The 21,025-nt window shown below is 70.3% G+C and carries 20 protein-coding genes and 1 pseudogene; 15 read left to right on the top strand and 6 right to left on the bottom strand.

Translation table 11 applies throughout. The features are described 5' to 3' along the window. Window positions 1-84: 84 nt before the first annotated feature. Together IEX91_RS09690 and IEX91_RS09685 are read left to right on the top strand one after the other, a co-directional pair. On the top strand, window positions 85-993 hold the full coding sequence (locus tag IEX91_RS09690) for an RsmB/NOP family class I SAM-dependent RNA methyltransferase (protein ID WP_188878634.1): 909 nt from the start codon (window positions 85-87) through the stop codon (window positions 991-993). Next, window positions 993-1,550, top strand: a complete 558-nt coding sequence (locus IEX91_RS09685) for a DUF7122 family protein (RefSeq protein ID WP_188878633.1) — start codon at window positions 993-995, stop codon at window positions 1,548-1,550. Before IEX91_RS09690 ends, IEX91_RS09685 begins: the two co-directional genes overlap by 1 nt. Here IEX91_RS09685 and IEX91_RS09680 read toward each other — a convergent pair. After that, window positions 1,547-3,058 carry a DUF790 family protein gene (locus tag IEX91_RS09680; protein ID WP_188878632.1) on the bottom strand — a complete coding sequence of 504 codons (1,512 nt, stop codon included), beginning with the start codon at window positions 3,056-3,058 and terminating at the stop codon, window positions 1,547-1,549. The genes IEX91_RS09685 and IEX91_RS09680 overlap by 4 nt on opposite strands. Window positions 3,059-3,112: 54 nt before the next feature. On the opposite strand from IEX91_RS09680, the gene IEX91_RS09675 reads away from it, so the two are divergent. Then, a complete protein-coding gene (locus IEX91_RS09675; protein ID WP_188878631.1) occupies window positions 3,113-3,478 on the top strand; it encodes a hypothetical protein in 366 nt (121 codons plus the stop codon). Window positions 3,479-3,517: 39 nt separating this feature from the next. Here the strand turns inward: IEX91_RS09675 and IEX91_RS09670 are convergent, their stop codons facing one another. Further along, the gene (locus IEX91_RS09670) at window positions 3,518-4,861 is read right to left on the bottom strand and encodes a DEAD/DEAH box helicase family protein (protein ID WP_188878630.1); all 1,344 of its coding nucleotides are present in this window, start codon (window positions 4,859-4,861) and stop codon (window positions 3,518-3,520) included. An 85-nt stretch (window positions 4,862-4,946) separates the two neighbouring features. Here IEX91_RS09670 and IEX91_RS09665 point away from each other — a divergent pair, with 85 nt between their 5' ends. From IEX91_RS09665 to IEX91_RS16525, 7 genes and pseudogenes are all read left to right on the top strand, one after another. Beyond that, entirely contained in the window at window positions 4,947-5,600 is a 654-nt protein-coding gene (locus tag IEX91_RS09665; protein ID WP_188878629.1) for a nucleotide exchange factor GrpE, read from the top strand. Window positions 5,601-5,764: 164 nt separating this feature from the next. Continuing rightward, window positions 5,765-7,639: pseudogene (gene dnaK / locus IEX91_RS09660) on the top strand (molecular chaperone DnaK); the annotation flags it as partial. A 121-nt stretch (window positions 7,640-7,760) separates the two neighbouring features. Continuing rightward, window positions 7,761-8,921 carry a molecular chaperone DnaJ gene (dnaJ, locus tag IEX91_RS09655; RefSeq protein WP_188878626.1) on the top strand — a complete coding sequence of 387 codons (1,161 nt, stop codon included), beginning with the start codon at window positions 7,761-7,763 and terminating at the stop codon, window positions 8,919-8,921. A gap of 51 nt (window positions 8,922-8,972) precedes the next feature. After that, a complete protein-coding gene (locus tag IEX91_RS09650) occupies window positions 8,973-10,094 on the top strand; it encodes a pyridoxal phosphate-dependent aminotransferase (RefSeq protein WP_188878625.1) in 1,122 nt (373 codons plus the stop codon). Between the two features lie 50 nt (window positions 10,095-10,144). Then, window positions 10,145-10,639, top strand: coding sequence for an NUDIX hydrolase (locus IEX91_RS09645; protein WP_188878624.1), 495 nt, complete (start codon window positions 10,145-10,147; stop codon window positions 10,637-10,639). Window positions 10,640-10,828: 189 nt separating this feature from the next. Beyond that, window positions 10,829-11,575: a competence/damage-inducible protein A gene (locus IEX91_RS09640; protein WP_188878623.1), complete on the top strand. Its 747-nt coding sequence runs from the start codon at window positions 10,829-10,831 to the stop codon at window positions 11,573-11,575. Between the two features lie 88 nt (window positions 11,576-11,663). Next, complete coding sequence (locus IEX91_RS16525; RefSeq protein WP_268238690.1) at window positions 11,664-11,798, top strand: hypothetical protein; 135 nt, start codon at window positions 11,664-11,666, stop codon at window positions 11,796-11,798. Between the two features lie 56 nt (window positions 11,799-11,854). Here IEX91_RS16525 and IEX91_RS09635 read toward each other — a convergent pair whose 3' ends face one another. The 3 genes from IEX91_RS09635 to IEX91_RS09625 all read right to left on the bottom strand — a co-directional run bounded on the left by IEX91_RS09635 (window position 11,855) and on the right by IEX91_RS09625 (window position 14,523). Further along, complete coding sequence (locus tag IEX91_RS09635) at window positions 11,855-13,036, bottom strand: redox-regulated ATPase YchF (protein WP_188878622.1); 1,182 nt, start codon at window positions 13,034-13,036, stop codon at window positions 11,855-11,857. Between the two features lie 47 nt (window positions 13,037-13,083). Further along, window positions 13,084-13,515, bottom strand: a complete 432-nt coding sequence (locus IEX91_RS09630) for a VOC family protein (RefSeq protein ID WP_188878621.1) — start codon at window positions 13,513-13,515, stop codon at window positions 13,084-13,086. A gap of 162 nt (window positions 13,516-13,677) precedes the next feature. Next, window positions 13,678-14,523, bottom strand: a complete 846-nt coding sequence (locus IEX91_RS09625; protein ID WP_188878620.1) for an acyltransferase — start codon at window positions 14,521-14,523, stop codon at window positions 13,678-13,680. Between the two features lie 90 nt (window positions 14,524-14,613). On the opposite strand from IEX91_RS09625, the gene IEX91_RS09620 reads away from it, so the two are divergent. Both IEX91_RS09620 and IEX91_RS09615 read left to right on the top strand, forming a co-directional pair. Further along, window positions 14,614-14,817, top strand: a complete 204-nt coding sequence (locus IEX91_RS09620) for a DUF5800 family protein (protein WP_188878618.1) — start codon at window positions 14,614-14,616, stop codon at window positions 14,815-14,817. 45 nt (window positions 14,818-14,862) lie between these two features. After that, entirely contained in the window at window positions 14,863-15,174 is a 312-nt protein-coding gene (locus tag IEX91_RS09615; protein ID WP_188878617.1) for an SHOCT domain-containing protein, read from the top strand. Window positions 15,175-15,189: 15 nt separating this feature from the next. Here IEX91_RS09615 and pan1 read toward each other — a convergent pair whose 3' ends face one another. Then, window positions 15,190-16,398, bottom strand: a complete 1,209-nt coding sequence (gene pan1 / locus IEX91_RS09610; RefSeq protein WP_188878615.1) for a proteasome-activating nucleotidase Pan1 — start codon at window positions 16,396-16,398, stop codon at window positions 15,190-15,192. A 135-nt stretch (window positions 16,399-16,533) separates the two neighbouring features. On the opposite strand from pan1, the gene IEX91_RS09605 reads away from it, so the two are divergent. From IEX91_RS09605 to rad50, 3 genes are read left to right on the top strand one after another with little or no spacing between them, the layout of a single operon-like run. Beyond that, the gene (locus tag IEX91_RS09605; protein WP_188878613.1) at window positions 16,534-16,788 is read left to right on the top strand and encodes a MarR family transcriptional regulator; all 255 of its coding nucleotides are present in this window, start codon (window positions 16,534-16,536) and stop codon (window positions 16,786-16,788) included. 42 nt (window positions 16,789-16,830) lie between these two features. Next, window positions 16,831-18,324, top strand: a complete 1,494-nt coding sequence (locus tag IEX91_RS09600; protein ID WP_188878612.1) for a metallophosphoesterase family protein — start codon at window positions 16,831-16,833, stop codon at window positions 18,322-18,324. Beyond that, window positions 18,321-21,005, top strand: coding sequence for a DNA double-strand break repair ATPase Rad50 (gene rad50, locus IEX91_RS09595; RefSeq protein ID WP_188878611.1), 2,685 nt, complete (start codon window positions 18,321-18,323; stop codon window positions 21,003-21,005). Before IEX91_RS09600 ends, rad50 begins: the two co-directional genes overlap by 4 nt. Window positions 21,006-21,025: the final 20 nt, after the last annotated feature.

The following is a 21,025-nucleotide window of genomic DNA, read 5'->3' as shown; positions in this document are numbered from 1 at the left end:
GATAAGTCCGGGGGCGAGACGGCCCGCCGGCGACCGGGAGAAACGCAACCCCCAAGCGCCGGGGGCGCGAGTGGACGGACACGAATGGACGCGCTCGAACGCTACGAGCCGATCGTCGACGACTACGCGGCGTTCCGCGAGGCCTGCGAGCGTCCGCTCCCCTCGGTCGTCCGCGCGAACGGGATCAAGGCCGACCCCGACCGGGCGGCCGCGGCCCTTGAGGACGAGGGCGTGACCGTGACGCGCCGCGCGTGGAACCCCTCGATCCTCGAAGTCGATACGGACAAACCCGGGAACACGTGGCCGTACTTCCACGGGTGGATCCACGGGCAGGAGGAAGTCTCGGCGATCCCCGCGCGCGTCCTCGACCCGGAGCCGGGCGACGCGGTGTGGGACGCCTGCGCCGCCCCGGGCTCGAAGACGACGCAGCTCGCCGACCTGCTCGACGACGCGGGACTGCTCATGGCGAACGACGACAACCTCGGGCGGCTCTCCGCGCTGCGCTCGAACGCCGAACGCCTCGGCGCGACGTGCGTCGCCGTCACGAACGAGGACGCGCGGCGCTTCACCGCGGACGGCTTCGGGATCGACGCCTTCGACGCCGTGCTCGCCGACGTCCCCTGCACCTGCGAGGGGACGATCCGGAAGAACGCGGACGCCCTCGACACCGTCGGCCGCGAGGCGAGCCTGAACATCGCCGCGCTCCAGACCGACATCCTCCGGCGCGCGATCCGCCTCACCCGCGAGGGCGGCACGGTCGTCTACTCGACGTGCACGTTCGCGCCCGAGGAGAACGAGGGCGTCATCGATCGCGTCCTCGACGACGAACCGGTCGCGCTCGTTGACTTCGATGTCGACCTCGCGCACTCGCCCGGTCTCACCGCGTGGAACGGGGAGACGTACGACGGCTCGCTGACGAGGGCCAAGCGCTTCTACCCCCACCAGAACGACACCGGGGGGTTCTTCTGCGCGAAGCTGGAGGTCGGTGCCTGATGGAGAACACGAGCCACCGCTTCGAGCGCCTGCCCGCGAGCGCCGACGAGCGCGACGTCGAGGGCCGGGCGACCCGCGAGGCGGTCCTCTCCTACTGGACGGATCGCTTCGGCGTCCCGCGTGACGTCCTCGCCCCCTACACCTTCTGGGAGAAGGGCGCGGGAAAGATCTGGATCGCGGCGAGCGACGTGCCCGACGGCCTCGAAGTCGAATCGCTCGGCATGACGTTCCTCCGAACGCGACAGGAGCACTGGAAGCCGACGACGAACGCCGCCCAGCGCTTCGGCCGCCACGCGACGCGGAACGTGATCGACCTCTCGCCCGCGGACGCCCGGGCGTTCGTCGCGGGCGAGGACCGGGAGGTCGAGTGGGACGGCGACTGGGGCTACCTGATCGCCGCCCACGAGATCGCGGACGGTGCGGCGGACGAGGCGCGCGAGGATGCGGATCGCGCGGGCGCCGAGTCGAGCGCGCGACGCGAACCGCTCGGCGTCGGCCTCTACCTCCACGGCGAGCTCCGCTCGATGATCCCGAAGGGCCGCCGTCGGGAGCTCTAGGAACCCTTCTCGCGCACCACGCCGCCCCCGAGGCCCTCCCACTCGACGCGATACCCCAGCGCGGCGAGCACCGCGCTCGTCTCGGTGAGCCCGTGATCCGCCAGCACCGCTTCGGCGGCGTCGAGCGCCATCCCCGCCTCGATCTCCGTCCCGAGGGCGTCTAGCACGGCGGGCCGGACGAGCGTCCGCCCGACCAGCTCGTGCTCGGGGACGGCTCGCGATTCGACCGCCTCGACGGGGACGCCGTACTCCGCAGCGACGTCGTCCAAGGCGACGACGTCCGCGGTAGGGGTGAGTTCCGCGGGGAGGTCGCGGCTCGCGTCGGCTTCGAGGGCGGCCTCGAACTCGCGGAGGGCGTCCACGACGTCCTTCACGCGCACCGACCCCGTGTAGGGGATCGCGCGGTGATCCCGCGTCTCGATCTCGTCGCCCACGCCGAGCGACTCGTCGACGGCGACGAGCAGTTCGACGTCCGTCGCGTCCAACTGCGCGAGCTTCTTCTCGACGTACTCGGGCGTCCAGAACCCCATGATCTCGAAGTAGACGCGCACGTCGGCGTAACGGTAGTCGAAGGCGAAGTCGGGGACCATCAGGTGCTCGCCGGCGTCGAGGAGGTCGGGTTCGCGCACGAGGTCCCAGTCGAGGTCGAGCGCGTCGAAGCGCGCCGCGAACTCGCGCTCGACGCCGCTGTCGTAGGAGACGTCGGCGACGGGGTCGGCGTCGGGAGCGCGGAGCGGATCGGCGTCGCTGAGCGTCATCGCCCGCTCGGTCCCGCGGTCGTCGATCGTCGCCTCGATGCGCCAGTCGTCCCGATCGACGACGGCGCGGAGGACGCGCGCGAAGCGGGTGCCGTACCGTCTGGTGCGACGGAAGAGCGCGTCCGGGCCGGTGAGGACCACCTCGCGGCCGACCCCGTCCTCGGTCGATCGCACCTCGTAGAGGAGGCCGAGGCGCTTGATCGCGAGGACGAGCGAGCGGGGGTCGTCCGTGCGGACGCGGACCTCGGTCGCGTCGAACAGCGCGGTCTGGGCGAGCGAGAGGTTGTACTGGGCGACGAGGCCGTCGGCGTCCCAGCGCGCGTCGGCGTCGACGAGCACCTCGCGCGACTCCCGGTCCGCGTGGAGGCTCGAGCGCACGTCGTCCGGCGTCGCGTCGAGGCGGTCGGCGGCGTCCGCGATGGCGGCGTCGCGCTCGGCCTCCGTGACGACGCCGACGTCCTCCGCGGCGGCGAACGCGACGTTCCGGGCCGTTCGGGGTTCGACGGGCGCGCGCACCTCGAAGGTCGCGTCACGCTCGACGAGCTTGGCGAAGCCGCGCACGAGCTTGAAGTCGGGCGAGTCGCGTTCGACGTCGGTGAGGGCGTCCGTCAGCGTCGCCCGCTCCGCGCCGACGGCGTCCCGATAGGCGTCGAGAACCCGATCGGCGACGGCGGCGTCGTCGGGGCCCGCGAACCGCGGCCGATAGCCGCCGCCGGCGCGCGACACCCGGAGGAGGTCCTTCGTGAGCACGACCGCCGGTTGGCGACCGGCGGATAAAAGACACCGGGGACCGACCGACTCGGTATGGATCGACGGACGTTCCTCGCGCGAGGCGCCGGCTTCGCGGGTCTCTGCGGGCTCGCCGGCTGTCTCGACGCGTCGGCCGACGCCGCGCCGGTGCTCGTGGCGAGCAGCGACGTCGCCTTCGACGAGGCGGGCGCGCTCGTCATCGAGGCCATCGTCTCGAACGTCAAGGCTGATCCGTACGCCGCGACCGTCGTCTTCCGCCCCGAGATCGACGGGGAGACGCGCGAGCGGACCGTCGGCGTGACGCTCGACCCGAACAGCACCCGGGTCGTGCGGGCGACCTACGGCGACGTCCGGCGCGCGAACGCGCCGAGCGTGACGCCCCACGTCTCGCTGCGCGACGTTCGGCGGGTGCGGGCGTAGCGGACGAGCTCGTGAGCGACTGCCGCCGACCGTCACCCGTCACCGCCGCCGGTCCGCGACGCGCTCCTCTGCGGTGTCGGCGCTCACGAGCTCGTAGAGCGTCGCGCGCGACCCGTCGTCCTTCGGCCGGAGGACGCGCCCGAGGCGCTGGGTGAACTCGCGCTCGCTCCCCGAGCCCGCGAAGACGACCGCGACGTTCGCGTCCGGGACGTCGACGCCCTCGTCGAGGACGTTCGCGGTCACGACCCGCGAGTACGTCCCCGCGCGGAACTTCCTCAGGATTTCGCGGCGCTCGCTCGCCCCCGTCTCGTGCGTGATCGGCGGGATCAAAAAGCGCTCGGAGAGCCGGTAGACGAGGTCCGTCGACGCCGTGAAGACGATCACTCGATCCCCGCGGTGGCGGCCGAGGATCGAGGCGAGCTCGGCGACCTTCGCGTCGGACTCCTGCACGATGGTGCGCGCGCGCTGTTTCGCCAGCAGGGCCTCGCGCGCCCGCGGATCGTTCCCCGAGCGCTTCACGAGCTCCTGGTAGTCGCTCCCGGAGGTGAACGTGATCGAGGACTGCTGGAGGTAGTCCGTGAAGGTGCCCTGCGCGTCCTCGTAGCGCTCGCGCTCCTCGGGGGTGAGCGGGACTTCGAGCCGGCGCACGTCGTACGCCGCGAGGTGCTCGCCCGCGAGGTCGTCGACGTCGAGGCGATACACCACGTCCCCGACGAGGTCCGTGAGGACCTCGTGCGCGCCGTCCGGGCGTTCGAACGTCGCGGTGAGGCCGAGGCGCGCGGGGGCGGCGAGCAGGCGCGCGACGTCGCGGTAGCCCTCGCCGCCGAGGTGGTGGACCTCGTCGAAGACGACGAACCCGAAGTGATCGCCGAGCTCGTCGGCGCGCAGATACGCGGAGTCGTAGGTCGAGACGGTGACGTCTCCGACGGTCTGCTCGCCGCCGCCGAGCTGGCCGATCTCGCAGTCGAACTCGCTCGCCAGCTCCTCGCGCCACTGCGTGAGGAGGTCGATGGTCGGGACGACGACGAGCGTCGTCTCCCCGACGGCCTCGATGGCCTTCAGCGCGAGGACGGTCTTGCCCGCGCCCGTCGGGAGTTCGACGACGCCGCGCCGGTCGTTCTCGCGCCAGGCGTCGAGCGCCGCGCGCTGGTAGTCCCGGAGCTCGTACGTCGTGGCGACGGCGAGGCGCTCCCACCGGGGGACCGAGTCTTCCACCGTCGTGCCGAGCGTGCGGAGGTGGGCGCGCAGCGGGCCGTACCGGTAGCCCGGAACCCGCCCCGAGTCGGTGCGATCGTCGCGCTCGACGTAGGGGAGGCGTCCGTAGACGTCGGCGTCGCCGTCCACCCGCACCGTGCCGTCCGCGTAGCCGAGCGTGACCGTCATCGCTCGGACGTTGGACGGACGCGCGTTTAGGTCCCTCGAACGGTCTTCTGAAACCCTTATGCCGCGTCGGGCGCTTCCTCCGGGCATGACAGACGACGCCGACGGTGTGGAGGTCGACGTGGAGGACCCCGAGGCGAGCGACGCCGAGGCGGACGCGGACGAGGCGGCCGATCCCGAGACGGTCGGGGACCCGCTCGCCGACCGCGTCGCCGAGTACGACGAGGACCTCGCCGAGGAGGTCGCGGACGTCGTTGGCGACCGAAACCGCCTCGCGGAGGACGTCGAGGACCTCGAGGCCGAGGTCGAGGACCACGAAGAGCGCCTGCAGCGCGTGCAGGCGGACTTCCAGAACTACAAGAAGCGCGCGAAGCGCAAGCAGGCGGAGACGGAGGAGCGCGCGACGGAGGACTTGGTGACGCGCCTGCTCGACGTTCGGGATAACCTCACGCGGGCGCTCGCGGAGGAGTCGGGCGACGTCGACTCGCTGCGCGAGGGGGTCGAGATGACGAAACGCGAGCTCGATCGGGTCTTCGAGGACGAGGGCGTCGCGGAGATCGCGCCCGAGCCCGGGAGCGAGACGGATCCGCACCGTCACGAGGTGATGCTCGAGGTGTCGAGCGACGAACCCGAGGGGACCGTCGCGGAGGTCTACCGGCCGGGGTACGAGATGGGGGAGAAGGTCCTGCGCGCGGCGCAGGTGACGGTGAGCGACGGGTCCGGCGACGCGAACGACGCGTAGGGGCGGCGCGTCGACGCGGTCGATCGCTTACCGGTTCATCATAAACCCAGCGTTCCCCGCGGCTCTCACGCCCCGAAACGCTCGTATTCGCGTTCGTTGACGGTCGTGTGAGCCGTCCACACTAGCAAGCTTTAAACCGAAACGGCGACTCATTACCTCCCAAGATGGCCAGTCAGAAGATTCTCGGTATCGACCTCGGTACCACGAACAGCGCGTTCGCGGTGATGGAGGGCGGCGAGCCCGAGATCATCGCCAACAGCGAGGGCGACCGGACGACGCCTTCGGTCGTCGCGTACGACGACGGCGAGCTCCTCGTCGGGAAGCCCGCGAAGAACCAGGCGGTGCAGAACCCCGACCAGACCGTCGCCTCCATCAAGCGCCACATGGGCGAGGAGGACTACACGGTCACGCTCGGCGACGACGAGTACACGCCCGAGGAGATCTCGGCGCGCATCCTCCAGAAGATCAAGCGCGACGCCGAGGATTACCTCGGCGACGACGTCGAGAAGGCCGTCATCACCGTCCCGGCGTACTTCAACGACAAGCAGCGCCAGGCGACGAAGAACGCGGGTCAGATCGCCGGCTTCGACGTCGAGCGGATCGTCAACGAGCCGACGGCCGCCTCGATGGCGTACGGCCTCGACGAGGAGGGAGAGAACACCGTTCTCGTCTACGACCTCGGCGGCGGGACGTTCGACGTCTCCGTCCTCGAGATCGCCGAGGGCGCCTACGACGTCATCGCGACGAACGGCGACAACGACCTCGGCGGCGACGACTGGGACGAGGCCCTCATCGACTACCTCGCCGACGAGTTCGAGGACGAGCACGGCATCGACCTCCGCGAGGACCGGCAGGCCCTCCAGCGGCTGAAGGACGCCGCCGAGGAGGCGAAGATCGAGCTGAGCAGCAGAAAGGAGACGACGGTCAACCTCCCGTTCATCACGGCGACGGACGACGGTCCCGTCCACCTCGAACAGGACGTGACGCGCGCGACGTTCGAGAAGATCACGAGCGACCTCATCGAGCGGACCGTCGGCCCGACCCAACAGGCCCTCTCGGACGCCGGCTTCGACGCGAGCGACATCGACGACGTCGTGCTCGTCGGCGGCTCCACGCGGATGCCCCAGGTCCAAGAGAAGGTCGAGGAAGTCGTCGGCCAGGAGCCCCGGAAATCCGTCAACCCCGACGAGGCCGTCGCGCTCGGTGCGGCCGTGCAGGGCGGCGTCCTGAGCGGCGACGTCGACGACGTCGTCCTCCTCGACGTCACGCCCCTGAGCCTGGGTATCGAGGTGAAGGGCGGGCTCTTCGAGCGCCTCGTCGAGAAGAACACGACGATCCCGACGGAGGCCTCGAAGGTGTTCACGACCGCCGCCGACAACCAACAGAGCGTGCAGATCCGGGTCTTCCAGGGCGAGCGCGAGATCGCCGAGGAGAACGAGCTCCTCGGCGCCTTCCAGCTCACCGGCATCCCGCCGGCCCCCGCCGGTACTCCGCAGATCGAGGTCTCCTTCGAGATCGACGCGGACGGCATCGTCCACGTCTCCGCGGAAGATCAGGGGTCGGGCAACTCCGAGGACATCACCATCGAGGGCGGCGCCGGCCTCAGCGACGAGGAGATCGAGCGGATGCAGGAGGAGGCCGAGGAACACGCGGCCGAGGACGAGGAGCGCCGCGAGCGCATCGAGGCCCGTAACGAGGCCGAAACCGCAGTCCAGCGCGCCGAGACCCTCCTCGACGAGAACGAGGAGATGGTCGACGACGAGACGCGCGAGACGATCGAGGCCGACTGCGAGGAGATCGAGGCGCTCCTCGACGACGAGGACGCCGAGACCGAGGCGATCCAGGACGCTACGGAGCAACTCTCCGAGGACCTCCAGGAGATCGGTAAGCAGGCCTACCAGCAGCAGGCCGGCGCGGGCGGTGCCGGTGCCGGCGCTGGCATGGGCGGTATGGGCGGCATGGGGGGGATGGGCGACGTGGACCCCGAGGACGTCGACGCCGAGGACTTCGTCGACGCCGACTTCGAGGACGTCGACGAATCGCCGAGCGACTCGTCTGCCGACCAGAACGCTTCGCGTTCTGGTGACGTCGACGAATCGGACGACGAGAGCTGAAGCCAACGCCTAACCGCACACACCCACTACCTCCGCCACCTACCCGATGAGCCAGGACTTCTACGACGCGCTCGGGGTCAGCCGCGACGCCGACGAGAGCGAGATCAAGAAGGCGTATCGCGAGAAGGTCAAGCAGTACCACCCGGACGTGAGCGACGAGCCCGACGCCGAGGAGAAGTTCAAGACCATCCAAAAGGCCAAGGACGTCCTCACGGACGAGGACAAGCGCGAGGCCTACGACCGCCTCGGCCACGAGCGCTACGAGGAGGCCGAGAAGCACGGCGCCGACCCCGGCGGTGACGGCGGTATGGGCGGTGCCGGCGGCATGGGAGGAATGGGCGGCATGGGCGGCGCCGGCGCTGGCGGGATGAACGACATCTTCGAGCAGTTCTTCGGCGGCGGCCGTTCGCAGGACCCGAACCGCCCCCAGCAGGGTCAGGACCTCCGGACCCGCATGGAGATTGACCTCGAAGAGGCCCACGACGGCGCGACGAAGCAGCTCACCGTCACCCGCCCGGAGGCCTGTCCGGCGTGTGACGGGAGCGGCCACCCGCCCGACGCCGACGTCCGCACCTGTCCGGAGTGCGACGGGCAGGGCCAGACGACGACCGTCCAGCAGACGCCCTTGGGGCGCGTCCAGCAGCGCCAGACCTGTCGGCGCTGCGGCGGCGAGGGGCAGATCTACAGCGAGCGCTGCGACGAGTGCAACGGCGACGGGACGGTCCGGCGCGAGGCGACGCTCACCGTCGAGGTCCCCGCGGGGATCGCCGACGGGCAGACCCTCCGCATGGAGCGCGAGGGCGCGCCCGGCGAGAACGGCGGCCCGAACGGCGACCTCCTCATCGAGATCTCGGTCGCCGATCACCCCGACTTCGAGCGCGATGGGGACGACCTCGAACACCGCCACCCCATCTCGTTCCCGCAGGCCGTCTTCGGTGCGACGATCCAGGTGCCGACGCTCGACGGTGCGGTCGAACTCGACGTCCCGAAGGGGACGCAGAGCGGCGAGCGCTTCCGCCTGCGGGGGAAGGGGATGCCGCGCCTCCGCGGCCGGGGGCAGGGCGACCTCTACGTCACCGTCCAAGTGGTGACGCCCGACTCCCTCAACGAGGAGCAACGCGAGGCCCTGGAGCAGTTCGCGGAAGCCGGCGGCGAGGAGGTCGACGTCGAGCAGGGCTTCTTCGAGAAGATCAAGAGCAGCCTGTAGGCGAAACCCCGTTCCGGTTCCTTTAATCGGGTGCGCACCGCCCTCTCACGCATGAGCGACTTCTCCCGACGCGTGGAGGCGATCGACATCAGCGGCATCCGGAAGGTGTTCGAGGCGGCGAGCGAGGACGCGATCAACCTCGGACTCGGCCAGCCGGACTTCCCGACGCCCGAGCACGCCCGGCGGGGGGCCATCGACGCGATCGAGGCCGGACAGGCCGACGGTTACACCTCGAACAAGGGGACGGCGAGCCTCCGCGCGGCGATCGCGGAGAAGCACGGCCGCGACAACGCGTTCACGGCGTCCCCCGAGGACGTCATCGCCACTTCGGGCGGGAGCGAGGCGCTCCACCTCGCCATCGAGGCGCACGTCGACGAGGGCGAGGAGGTGCTCTTCCCCGATCCGGGCTTCGTCTCCTACGACGCGCTGACGAAGCTCGCGGGCGGGACGCCGGTCGGCCTGCCGCTGCGCGACGACCTGACGCTCGATCCGGCTACGGTCGAAGAGTACATCACGGACGACACGGCGGCGTTCGTCGTGAACTCCCCGGCGAACCCGACGGGCGCGGTGTCGCCGCCCGAGGACATGCGCGAGTTCGCGCGTATCGCCGCGGAGCACGACGTGCTCTGCATCAGCGACGAGGTCTACGAGCACATCGTCTTCGAGGGCGAACACCGCTCGCCGAGGGCCTACGACGACGCGGGGAACGTCGTCGTCGTGAACGCCTGCTCGAAGACGTACTCGATGACCGGGTGGCGGCTCGGGTGGGTGACGGGCGACTCGGAGCGCGTCGAGCGGATGCTCCGCGTCCACCAGTACGCCCAGGCCTGCGCGTCCGCGCCGGCGCAGTACGCCGCCGAGGCCGCGCTCACCGGCCCGCAGGACCCCGTCGACGAGATGGTCGCGGCGTTCGAGGAGCGCCGGAACGTCCTCCTCGACGGCCTCGAAGACATGGGCCTCGACGTGCCGACGCCGAAGGGCGCGTTCTACGCGATGCCCGAGGTGCCGGCGGGCTGGGTCGACGCGGTGCTCGATCGCGGCGTCGTCGTCGTCCCCGGCGGCGCGTTCGGCGCGCGCGGCGAGGGGTCCGCCCGGATCTCCTACGCGACGAGCATGGAGAACATCGAGGCGGCGCTGGACGCGATGCGCGAGGCGACCGCCGCGGTCCGGTAGGCCGGTCGCCATCCCCGGGGTTTTAGCCGCGCTCGGTCGAAGTTCGAGGCATGTCCGACGCACCGCGACGCATCGAGGAGAAAGCGTACGCGTACGTGACGCGAGCCGGCGGCACGGAGTTACTCGTCTTCGATCCGCCGACCGGCGAGGGTCCACAGGTCCCGAAGGGGGGAATCGAGCGGGACGAGGACCCCGCGGACGCCGTCCTGCGTGAACTCAGCGAGGAGACGGGTCTCGCGGACGCGACGCTCCGGGACCGCGTGGCGACCGACGAGTGGCCACACCCCACGAAACCGAAGGCGTACCGGCGGCACTTCTACCACGTCCGCGCCGACTCGGCGCCGGATCGGTGGACGCACGAGGTCACGGGCGGCGGCGAGGACGACGGCCTCGTCTACGCGTGTCGGTGGGTCGACGTCGGGACGGCCGCCGCACGGCTCGTTCGCGATCAGGGCGCGCACCTCGACGACATCGTCGCCGACGGTCTCGACACCGGCGCGGACGATACCGGCGTTCGGAACGCCGACAGGACGCCCCCCTCGTAGACCGTCTCGATCGCGTCCTCTCCGACGTCGGCGGCGAGCGACGCGAGCTCACTCCCGCCGTGCCCCTCGCTCGACCGCGCGTAGCCGACCGCCGCCCGTGCTGGAAGACGCGCGCCGGGACGCCGTCTCTCGGAGCCGTGATCCGCCGGTGCCACACGGCTTAATCCGCCCGCGGTCCTGCGTCCTCGCATGGAAGTCGCGATCCTCACCGTCGGCGACGAACTGCTCGCCGGCGACACGGAGAACACGAACGCAACGTGGCTCGCTCGACAGCTGTCCGCTCGCGGCGCGTCCGTCAAGCGCGTCCTCGTCGTCCCGGACGAGCGCGACACGATCGCCGAGTACGTCCGCGAATGGCGCGACGCCTACGACGCCGTCATCGTCACCGGCGGCTTGGGCGGGACGCACGACGACGTGACGATGGACGCGGTCGCGGACGCCGCCGGCGTCGACCTCCACGTTCCCGACGAGGCCCGCGAGGCCGTCGAGCGCGCCGCGCGCGCCTACCGCGACGCGAACCCCGAGGAGGCCGAGCGCTTCGAGCTCGACCTCGACGTGGAGGCGTGGGCGACCGTCCCGGTCGGCGCGCGCGTCATCCCGAACGAACCCGGGCTCTCCCCCGGCGCGAAGGTCGGCGACGTCGACGAGGGGGCGATCTACGTCTTCCCCGGCGTCCCCGACGAAGTCCACGCGATGTTCGACCTCGTGGCCGAGGACTTCGGCGGCGACGTCGTCTCCGAGATCACGTACACGAGCGCCCCCGAGGGCGCGATCGGCCCGGACATCGAGGCGATCCGCGACGCGTACGACGTCGTCGTCGGAAGCTATCCCTCCGGCGAGGGCCCGAACCGCCTGAAGGTCACCGGTGAGGACCCCGACGAGGTCGCCGACGCGCTCCGCGCGCTGGAGGAACGCGTCGAGCAACCGTCGGACTGATCGGCCGCGAGGCGGGGCGCGACGGACGCCGGACGCGGGGAAACCTTCAATACGCTTCACCACAAAGTATATCAATGGGGAACCCACCATGCCAGTTCCGACGTACCCGAGCGACGAACCGGACCGTCGCGGTGGTGCCCCCGACCTGGACGACCTCGTCGGGCGCATCATCCGCGGGAACGACGAGGGCGCGCGGACGCCCCGCCCGACGGCCGGACCGTAGCGGGACGGTCCGCGCGTCGTCGACCGACGGGTCGTTTTTTCGCCCGCCGTCGATCGCTACTTCGCGGTGCTGATGATCTTGATGACGTCGCCTTCCTCCAGCTCGTACTCCTCCGCGACCTCCCGAGCGGTGCGGGCGTTCACCGCGTGGAGGTAGCCGTCGCCGATGTCCGAGTGGACGGCGTACGCGAGGTCCTTCGGCGTCGAGCCGCGGGGAAGCAAGAAGGCGTCCGGGAGGACGCTCCCCGTCCCGTCCGTCCACTTCGACGCGTCCTGCACCGGGTAGACCGTGAGGTGATCGAGGAGGTCGTACACGGCGGCGTTCAGCGACGCCTGCACGCCCGTTCCGCCGTACTCGCTCATCGTCTCGCGCAACTCGGAGAGGAGGGCCGCCTGCTCGTCCGGGAGCTCGCCCGTCACGGCGAAGGTCTCGTCGCCGGGATCGTAGTCGAGGACGCCCGCCTCCGCGCCGCGGCGGAGCGCGAGCTCCCCCTGTGCGGTCGCGGGGATCACGGGCTTATCCAGCGCCAGCAGTCGCTCGACGTACTCGTCGGGCGCGACGTCGATCTTGTTCGCCACGACGACGATCGGCTTCGTCCGCTGTCGGATGTCGCGCGCGAGCGCTTCGCGGTCGTCGTCCGTCCACTGGATCGGGTCCTCGGGGTAGTCGATCTCGCGCAGCGTCGCCATCACGTCGTACTCCGTCGCGCCGAAGCCCGTCAGGAGGTCCGTCACGGCCTCCTCGATGTCGAAGCCCGGACTCCGCGATTGGCGCTCGACGGACTCCCAGTTGCGCTCCACGATGCTCGCCAGCCAGAGGTCCATCTCCTCCTCGACGAAGTCGATGTCGGTGAGGGGGTCGTGCGTCCCCGCCTCGACGGGTTCGCCCTCCGCGTTCGTCCCCCCGGAGGCGTCGACGACGTTCAGGATCGCGTCCGCGTTCGTCAGTTCGTCGAGGAACTGATTGCCGAGCCCGCGCCCCTCGTGCGCGCCCGGGACGAGACCCGCGACGTCGAGCAACTCGACGGGCACGTAGCGCGTCCCGTCGCGGCAGTGCTCGCTGTCGCAGCGCTCCTCGCGGTCCGCACAGGGGCACGTCGTGCGGACGTGCGTGACGCCGCGGTTCGCGTCGATCGTCGTGAACGGGTAGTTCGCCATCTGGACCTCCGCCATCGTCGCCGCCGTGTAGAAGGTGGACTTGCCGGCGTTGGGCTTGCCGGCGAGCGCGAGGGAGAGCATACGCTAGGCTATGCGACGACGCGAAAGGCCGTTTCGCTTCCGCCCGCTCAGGCGTCGAGGATCTCGACCGGGTTCCCGTCCGGGTCGCGCACGAAGAGGATCGTCGTCCCGCTCTCGGTCGTGCGCGGACCGTCCGCGATCGTCTCCACGTCGTCGGGGAGCGACTCGTGGAACGCCTCGACGTCCGGGACGGAGAGCCCGAGATGTGTCGCCCCCGTGTCGTTCACCGTCCCGCCCCGACGGTCGTCGCCCTCGGGATCGTACTCGACGAGCTCGATCCGCGCGCCGCCCGCGTCGAGGTGCGCGAACGACGCCGACGCCCCGGCGACGCCGACGCCCTCCGCGAACGCCTCGCCACCGACGTCGAACTCAGCGAGGACGTCGAGGTCGAGGATGTCGCGGTAGAACGCCAGTGACTCGTCAAGGTCCGAGACGGTGATGCCGTAGTGGTGCGCGCTCGGCGTGACGTCGTTGCTCATACGCGTGGCGTGGACCGGCGGGCGCAAAACGACAACGACTGCGGACGCGACGCGCACGGGGTCGTCGGCTCCGCACGCCGCGCACGGACGCGGACGCCGCGGGGAGTCAGCGGGTCCCGCGGCGACTCTTCGTGCGTCCGGGCGCCCCCTCGGACGTGGCGACTACTCCGGGTCCCGCCGGGGCTCTCGATCCAGCGTCATCTCGCCGCGCGCGCGGATGCCGCCGTCGATGTCCGCGTCCGGATGGACGATCACGTTCTCACCGGAGACGTCCCCGAGGATCAGCGCGCCCTCGCGGACGTAGACGTCGCCACCGCGCGTCGTCACGTCGCCGTGGACCTTCGTGTCGACGCCGACGACGATGTCGTCCTGCGCGCGCAGGCTCCCGAAGAGGTTCGAGTCCGCGCCGACCTCGATCTCCGTCGCGCGGACGTTCCCGTGGAGGCGACACTCCGCACCGATCTCCGCGGGCGTCGACGCCCGCCACGCGTCGTCGCTGACGTGCGCCCCGCGCGGGATCGTGATCGGCGGGGCGTCGGCGTCGCTACTGAGCTCGTCGATGAGCTCCTGCGCTTCGGCCTCCTCGCCGAGCCGCAACAGCTGGGCGAGGTACGCCATGAAGAAGACGACGGTCGGCATCGGGTTGCGGATGACGATCCAGCCGTTGGCCTCGAAGCCCTCCTCGATGTCGACGTCGTCGCCGATGTCGAGGTCGCCGCCGACGACGAGCCGACCGGAGATGTGCGCGCGCTCGCCGAGGTAGGCGTCGCCGCCCGCGAGGACGTTGCCCTCGACGTCGCTCCACATGTCGAGGCGGACGTCCGCCTCGGCCTCGATGTCGCCGCCGAAGCGGGCGCGCTCCCCCGCGACGACGTTTCGCCCCCGGACGCCGAACTCGACAGTGCTCTGCCCGCCGACGAGGACGTCCCCCTCGTTCACGAGGTCGTGCTCCTCGACGGTCGTCCCGTCGGGGAGCCGCAACCGGTCGAGTGGGTCCGAACCGAACACGGCCGTACGGAGCCACCCCACCGCAATAAAGGGCTCGTCGGACGGGCCGCCGACGCGTCGCTTTTACGCGTCGATCGCCTCCGGGCGGATATGACCACGCTCTCCTTCACCGAGGACGGCGTCGACGTCGTCTACGAGGGTACCGAGTTCCGTCTGGAACGAGATCTCGTCGAGGACGCGACGCAGAAGGACTACTTCGACGTCACCGACCACGAGGTGTTGCGGATCGTCGAGACCGACCCCCACATCTCCGGCGAGGCCCGGCAGATCGGCGACATCGTCGACGAGCAGTAACGGCCGCTCCCACCTTTTTTCTCCCCGGCGCCCGACGGCGCCGGTATGGACGATTGGCTGAAAGCCGTGCTCGCGCTCGGCGTCCTGTTCGTCGCCGCTCCCGTCCTCGCGATGCTGCTCTTCGTTCCGGTGATGGGCGGCGGTGGAATGTACGGTGGCGGAATGGGCGGCTGGATCGGCCTCCTCGTCCCGTTCGGGATCCTGCCCGTCCTCGGCTACGCCGTCTATCGGGCGTTCGGTACGGCCGAGCGCGGGGACGCGGCGCTGGACGAGCTCCGCGCGGCGTACGCGCGCGGCGATCTCACGACCGAAGAGTACGAGGAGCGCCGCGAGCGCCTGGGGGAGTCGCGGGAGTAGGAGGGGACGAGCGAGCTACGCGAACGTCCGCGAGATGTCCGGCTCGTCGTCGTGATCGAGCTTTTCGAGGGCGTTGCGGAAGTCGTCCATCCGGACCTCCGTCCGATCGTCGCGGATGGCGTACATGCCGGCCTCGGTGGTGACGGCCTTCACGTCCGCGCCGGAGAGTTCCTCGCTCTCGCGCGCGAGGACGTCGAAGTCGACGTCGTCCGCGACGTTCATGTCGCGGGTGTGGATGCGGAAGATCTTCGCGCGACCCACCTCGTCGGGCTTGGGCACCTCGATGAGGCGATCGAAGCGGCCTGGACGGAGGATGGCGCGATCCAGCATGTCGAAGCGGTTGGTGGCGGCGATGATGCGGATGTCGCCGCGCTCGTCGAAGCCGTCCATCTCGGAGAGGAGCTGCATCATCGTCCGCTGGACCTCTGCGTCCCCGGAGGTCTTCGAGTCCGTGCGCTTCGAGGCGATGGCGTCGATCTCGTCGATGAAGACGACGGCGGGCTCGTGCTCCCGGGCGACTTGGAAGAGGTCACGGACGAGCTTCGCGCCCTCGCCGATGAACTTGTGGACGAGTTCGCTGCCGGCCATCTTGATGAACGTCGCGTCCGTCTGGGCGGCGACGGCCTTCGCCATCATCGTCTTCCCCGTGCCCGGCGGGCCGTAGAGGAGGACGCCGCTCGGCGGCTGGATGCCGACGTTGTCGAAGAGACCCGGGTTCTCCATCGGGAGTTCGACGGTCTCGCGGACCTCGCGGAGCTGATCGTCCAGCCCGCCGATGTCCTCGTAGCCGACCGCGGGCGACTCCTCGACCTGCATGACTTGAGCGCGGACGTCGGCCTCGTCGTTCAGCTGCTTGACGATGGAGAGGCTGTTGTTGACGGCGACGCGCGCGCCCGGTTCGAGGTCTTCGCGAAGCTCCTCGGTCACCTCGGTGAGCGCCTCTTGGTTGTTCCCGTGCTGTTTGATGATCGCGCCCCGGTCGTTCAGCTCTTGGACCGTGGCGACGAACAGCGGGGACTGCTTGAGCTTCTTGTTCTCGTGGGTGAGCCGCTCGAGCTTCTGCTGGTACTTGTTGTTCTCGGCGTTCGCGTCGAGGAGCTCGTCTCGCATCTCCTCGTTTTGCTCCTCGAGGACGTCGAGGCGCTCCCGTAGGGCCTCGATCTTCTCCTGCTGAGGCGCCCCCTCCTCGTACGGGAGTTCGACGTCGTCGACGGTGTCACTCATCGCCCATCGCTAGGGCGTTAGTTCATAAGAGGCTTCGGGTGACGTACCCACACCCCTGCGCGGGTCGAGAGTAATGTCCTACAGTAATCTAAGAGAAGAAAAAGTATTATCACTGTGTATCCCGTGGTCGATCGTATGAGCGCGATTCGGACGGCCGACGAGGCCACCGTCGAGCAGTTGCGTGACCTGCCGCCGAGCGCGAAGCTCGTCGCGAAGGTGCTGGAGTACGAGGAGTCCCTCACGCAGAGCGAACTCGCCGAGGAGACGCTGTTGCCGCCCCGTACCGTCCGCTACGCGCTGACCCGCCTCGACGAGGCCGGCGTCGTCGACTCGCGGTTCTCCTTCGTCGACGCGCGCAAACGCCTCTACACGCTCGCCGTCGACGAGTAATCCGACGCTGCATACTTACGACGGAGCGCGTAACTGTGGAGTATGACGAAGGTGATCCACACGGGGGACACCCACCTCGGGTACCGACAGTACCACTCCCCCGAGCGCCGACAGGACTTCCTCGAGGCCTTTCGCCAGGTCATCGAGGACGCGATCGCCGACGACGTCGACGCTGTCGTCCACGCCGGTGACCTCTACCACGACCGCACGCCGGGCCTCGAGGACCTCATGGGCACCATCGAGATCCTCCGCCCGCTCGCCGACGCGGACATCCCCTTCCTCGCCGTCGTCGGCAACCACGAGGGGACGCGCCACGCTCAGTGGCTCGACCTCTTCGAGACGCTCGGACTCGCAGAACGCCTCGACTTCGCGGGTCGCCGCGTCGGCGACACGGTCTTCTACGGTCTCGACTACGTTCCGGAATCCAAGCGCGACGCCCTCGACTACGACTTCGCCGAGCACGACGCCGCGCACGCCGCGCTCGTCTCGCACGGCCTCTTCACGCCGTTCCCGCACGGCGAGTGGGATCTCGAAGACGTACTTGAAGCCTCGCCCGTCGCCTTCGACGCCGTCCTCCTCGGCGACGACCACACGCCCGACACCGTTCGGCTCGACGGCACGTGGGCGACCTACTGCGGGTCGACGGAGCGCGCGAGCGCGAGCGAACGCGACCCCCGCGGGTACAACCTCGTCACGTTCGATGCGGGCGACGCCGAGCGAAGCGAGACGTCGCCGAACGAGGGAACGGGAAGCGAAGCGCGGCGCGAAGCGCCGCGAACGGCGAGCGGCGGAGCCGCGAGCGAAGCGCCCCGTGAGCCCACCGACGCCGAGCGCGCCACCGGCGAGGGCGTGACGATCAGTCGCCGGGGACTCGACACGCGCGACTTCGTTTTCGTCGACCTCGAACTCGGGGAGTCCGAGGGCGAGGAACGCGTCCGTCGACGCCTCCGCGAGGAAGCCATCGACGACGCCGTCGTCGTCGTCACCATCGAGGGCGCGGGCGGAGAGGTGACGCCCGCGGACGTCGAGCGCTTCGGCGACGAGCAGGGCGCGCTCGTCACGCGCGTCAACGACCGCCGCGAGGTCGACGTCGAGGCCGACTACGAGGTGTCGTTCGCCGATCCGGACGAGGCCGTCCGCGAGTGCGTCCGCGACCTCGGACTGAGCGAGGCCGCGCGCGAAATCGACGAGACCGTCCGCGAGGGATCGATCGCCGACTCGAACGTCCGCGACGAGGTGAAGGGCCGGATCGAGGAGATCGTCGCGGAGGACGACCTCGCGGCGTTCGAGGCCGCCGCGAACGACACCGCCTCGACGGACGTCGACGCGGCGGACGCCACGGGGGACGACGCGACGACCCCGGACGCGAGTGACGCGGCGACCGACGAGGCGGCGGCTCGTACTGACGAGTCGACGGACGCGACGACAGACGGGGCGATGGACCGCCCCGGCGCACCGACCGACACGGAGCGCGCCGACTCCGACGAGCGCGCACCGGACGACACGGAGACGACCACCGTGGAGGACTACCTATGAGGGTCGATCGCCTCCGACTCCGCAACTTCAAGTGTTACGAGGACGCGGACGTCTCGCTCGACTCGGGCGTCACGGTGATCCACGGCCTCAACGGGAGCGGGAAGTCCTCGCTCTTGGAGGCGTGTTTCTTCGCGCTCTACGGCGCGACGCCGCTCGATCGCACGCTCGACGAGATCGTCACCATCGGCGCTGAGGAGGCCGAAGTCGACCTCTGGTTCACCCACGCGGGCGGATCGTTCCACCTCCACCGGCGCGTCCGCCACGCGGGCGAGCGGGCGAGCACGGCCGACTGCACGCTGGAGACGCCCGACGACACGATCGACGGCGCGCGCGACGTCCGCGACTACGTCGTCGACCTCCTCCGGATGGACGCGGACGCGTTCGTCAACTGCGCGTACGTCCGGCAGGGCGAGGTGAACAAGCTCATCAACGCCTCGCCGGGGGAGCGACAGGACATGATCGACGACCTCCTCCAACTCGGAAAACTGGAGGCGTACCGCCAGCGCGCCGAGAAGGCCCGTCGCGGGGTTCAGGCGGTCCGCGACGGCCGCGCCGAGCGTCTCGACACCCTCGACGAGCAAGTCGCGGAACTCGAGGCGCGCGACCTCCACGCCGGACTGAACGAGGCCGAGACCGAGCTCGCGGCGGTCGAAGACGAGATCGAGACCTTCGAGGCGAACCGGGAGCAGGCGGCGGAGACGAAGGCCGACGCCGAGCGCGTCATCGAGGAGTACGCCGACCGACGCGCCGAACTCGACGAACTGACGGAGACCGTCGCCGACCTCAAAGAACAGATCACGGAGACGGAGCGCGAGCGCGAGGAGCTCGCCGACGCCGTCTCGACGGCGCGCGAGCGCGTCGAGGGACTCGACGAGCGGATCGAGCGCCTCCTCGCGGAGACCGACATCGAGGCGTCCCCGGACGACGTGACCGTCGAGACGGTGCGCGAGCGCCGCGCGGTCGTCGCCGACGAACGCGACGACGTGCAGGACGCCCACGGCGACTGCCGGACGACGATCCAGACGCGCGCCAGCGAGGCCGAGTCGAAGCGCGAGCGCGCCGCGGAACTCGCAGAGCGCGCCGCGGAGGCCTGCGAGCGCGCCGTGGCGCTCGACGGTGAGGCCCGGGAGGCCGCCGAGCGGGTCGCCGAGGCCGACGCGCGGATCGACGCCATCGACGCCGAGCGCGGGGAGTTGCGCGACGCGTTCGTCGACGCGCCCGTCGACCCCGGCGAGGCCGAGTCGTACCGCGAGTCGATCCGCGCGGACCTCGACGACGTCCGCGAGCGCGAATCGGACCTGAAGGGGGACCTGCAGGCCGCGCGCGCCGCCCTCGCGGAGGCCGAGGAACTCCGCGACGCCGGGAAGTGCCCCGAGTGCGGTCAGTCGGTCGAGGGCTCGCCGCACGTCGACGCGATCGACGAGCGCCGCGACGCGGTCGAATCCATCGAGGCCGACCTCGACGCCGTCCGCGAAGAGAAGGCGGCGCTCGAAGCCGACCTCGAACGCGCGAACGAGCTCGTGGACGCCGAGAGCGAGCTCGAAACGCGCACCGAGCGCCGCGCGGACGTCACCGACCTCCGCGACGGGCACGCGGACGCCGTCGAATCGAAGCGCGACGAGGCCGAAGCGAAGCGCGACGAGGCCGCGGACCTCGAAGAGCGTGCGGACGCCGCCCGCGAAGCGGCCGCGGAAGCCGACGCGGCGGCCGACGACGCCCGCGAGCGACTCGGCGAGCTGAACGGTCGGATCGCCGACCTGAAAGACCGCCTCGAAACGCTCGACGACCTCGCCGACGCGCTCGCCGACCGCGAGAGCGCCGCGAACGACCGAGAGAACGCGCGCGACCGGCGGACGGACCTCGAAGAACTGAACGACGAGCGCCGCGAGCGCCTCGCGGACGCCCGGGAGCGAAAGCGCGACCTCGAAGCCGAGTTCGACGAGGAGCGCCTCGCGGAGGCGCGCACAGAGCGCGACCGGGCGGCGGAGTACCTCGAACAGGTCGAGGCGAAACTCGACGAGCTGAGCGAGCGCCGCGACGACGTGCGCGACCGCATCACCGCCCTGAAAAAGGACATCGGGACCCTCGAGGACCTCCGCGAGAAACGCGACGCCGCGCGGGAACGCGTCGAGGCGCTCGACGATCTCGTCGCGGAGACGGAGGCGTTGGAGGCGACGTACGGCGACCTCCGCGGGGAGTTACGCCAGCGGAACGTCGAGAAGCTCGAACGCCTCCTCAACGAAACCTTCGACCTCGTCTACGGGAACGACTCCTACGCGCGTCTCGAACTCGACGGGAACTACGAGCTCACCGTCTATCAGAAGGACGGCGAGACGCTCCGGCCCGATCAGCTCTCCGGGGGCGAGCGCGCGCTGTTCAATCTCTCCCTGCGCTGTGCGGTCTACCGGCTGCTCGCCGAGGGCATCGACGGCGCGGCGCCGCTTCCGCCGCTCATCCTCGACGAACCCACCGTCTTCCTCGACTCGGGGCACGTCTCGCGGCTCGTCGACCTCGTAGAGTCGATGCGCGATCTCGGCGTCGAGCAGATCCTCGTCGTCAGCCACGACGACGAACTCGTCGGCGCCGCGGACGACCTCCTCCACGTCGAGAAGGACGCCACCTCGAATCGCTCGCACGTCTCCCGCGGCGTCGACGCGGCAGCCGCCGCGACGCTCGACTGACGGGAACTCTTTTTTCGTCC

The organism is Halarchaeum nitratireducens (assembly GCF_014647155.1).
Taxonomy (GTDB): Archaea; Halobacteriota; Halobacteria; order Halobacteriales; family Halobacteriaceae; genus Halarchaeum; species Halarchaeum nitratireducens.
The sequence above is the reverse complement of the archived record's forward strand: the minus strand, read 5'-3'. Positions and strand labels throughout refer to the sequence as shown.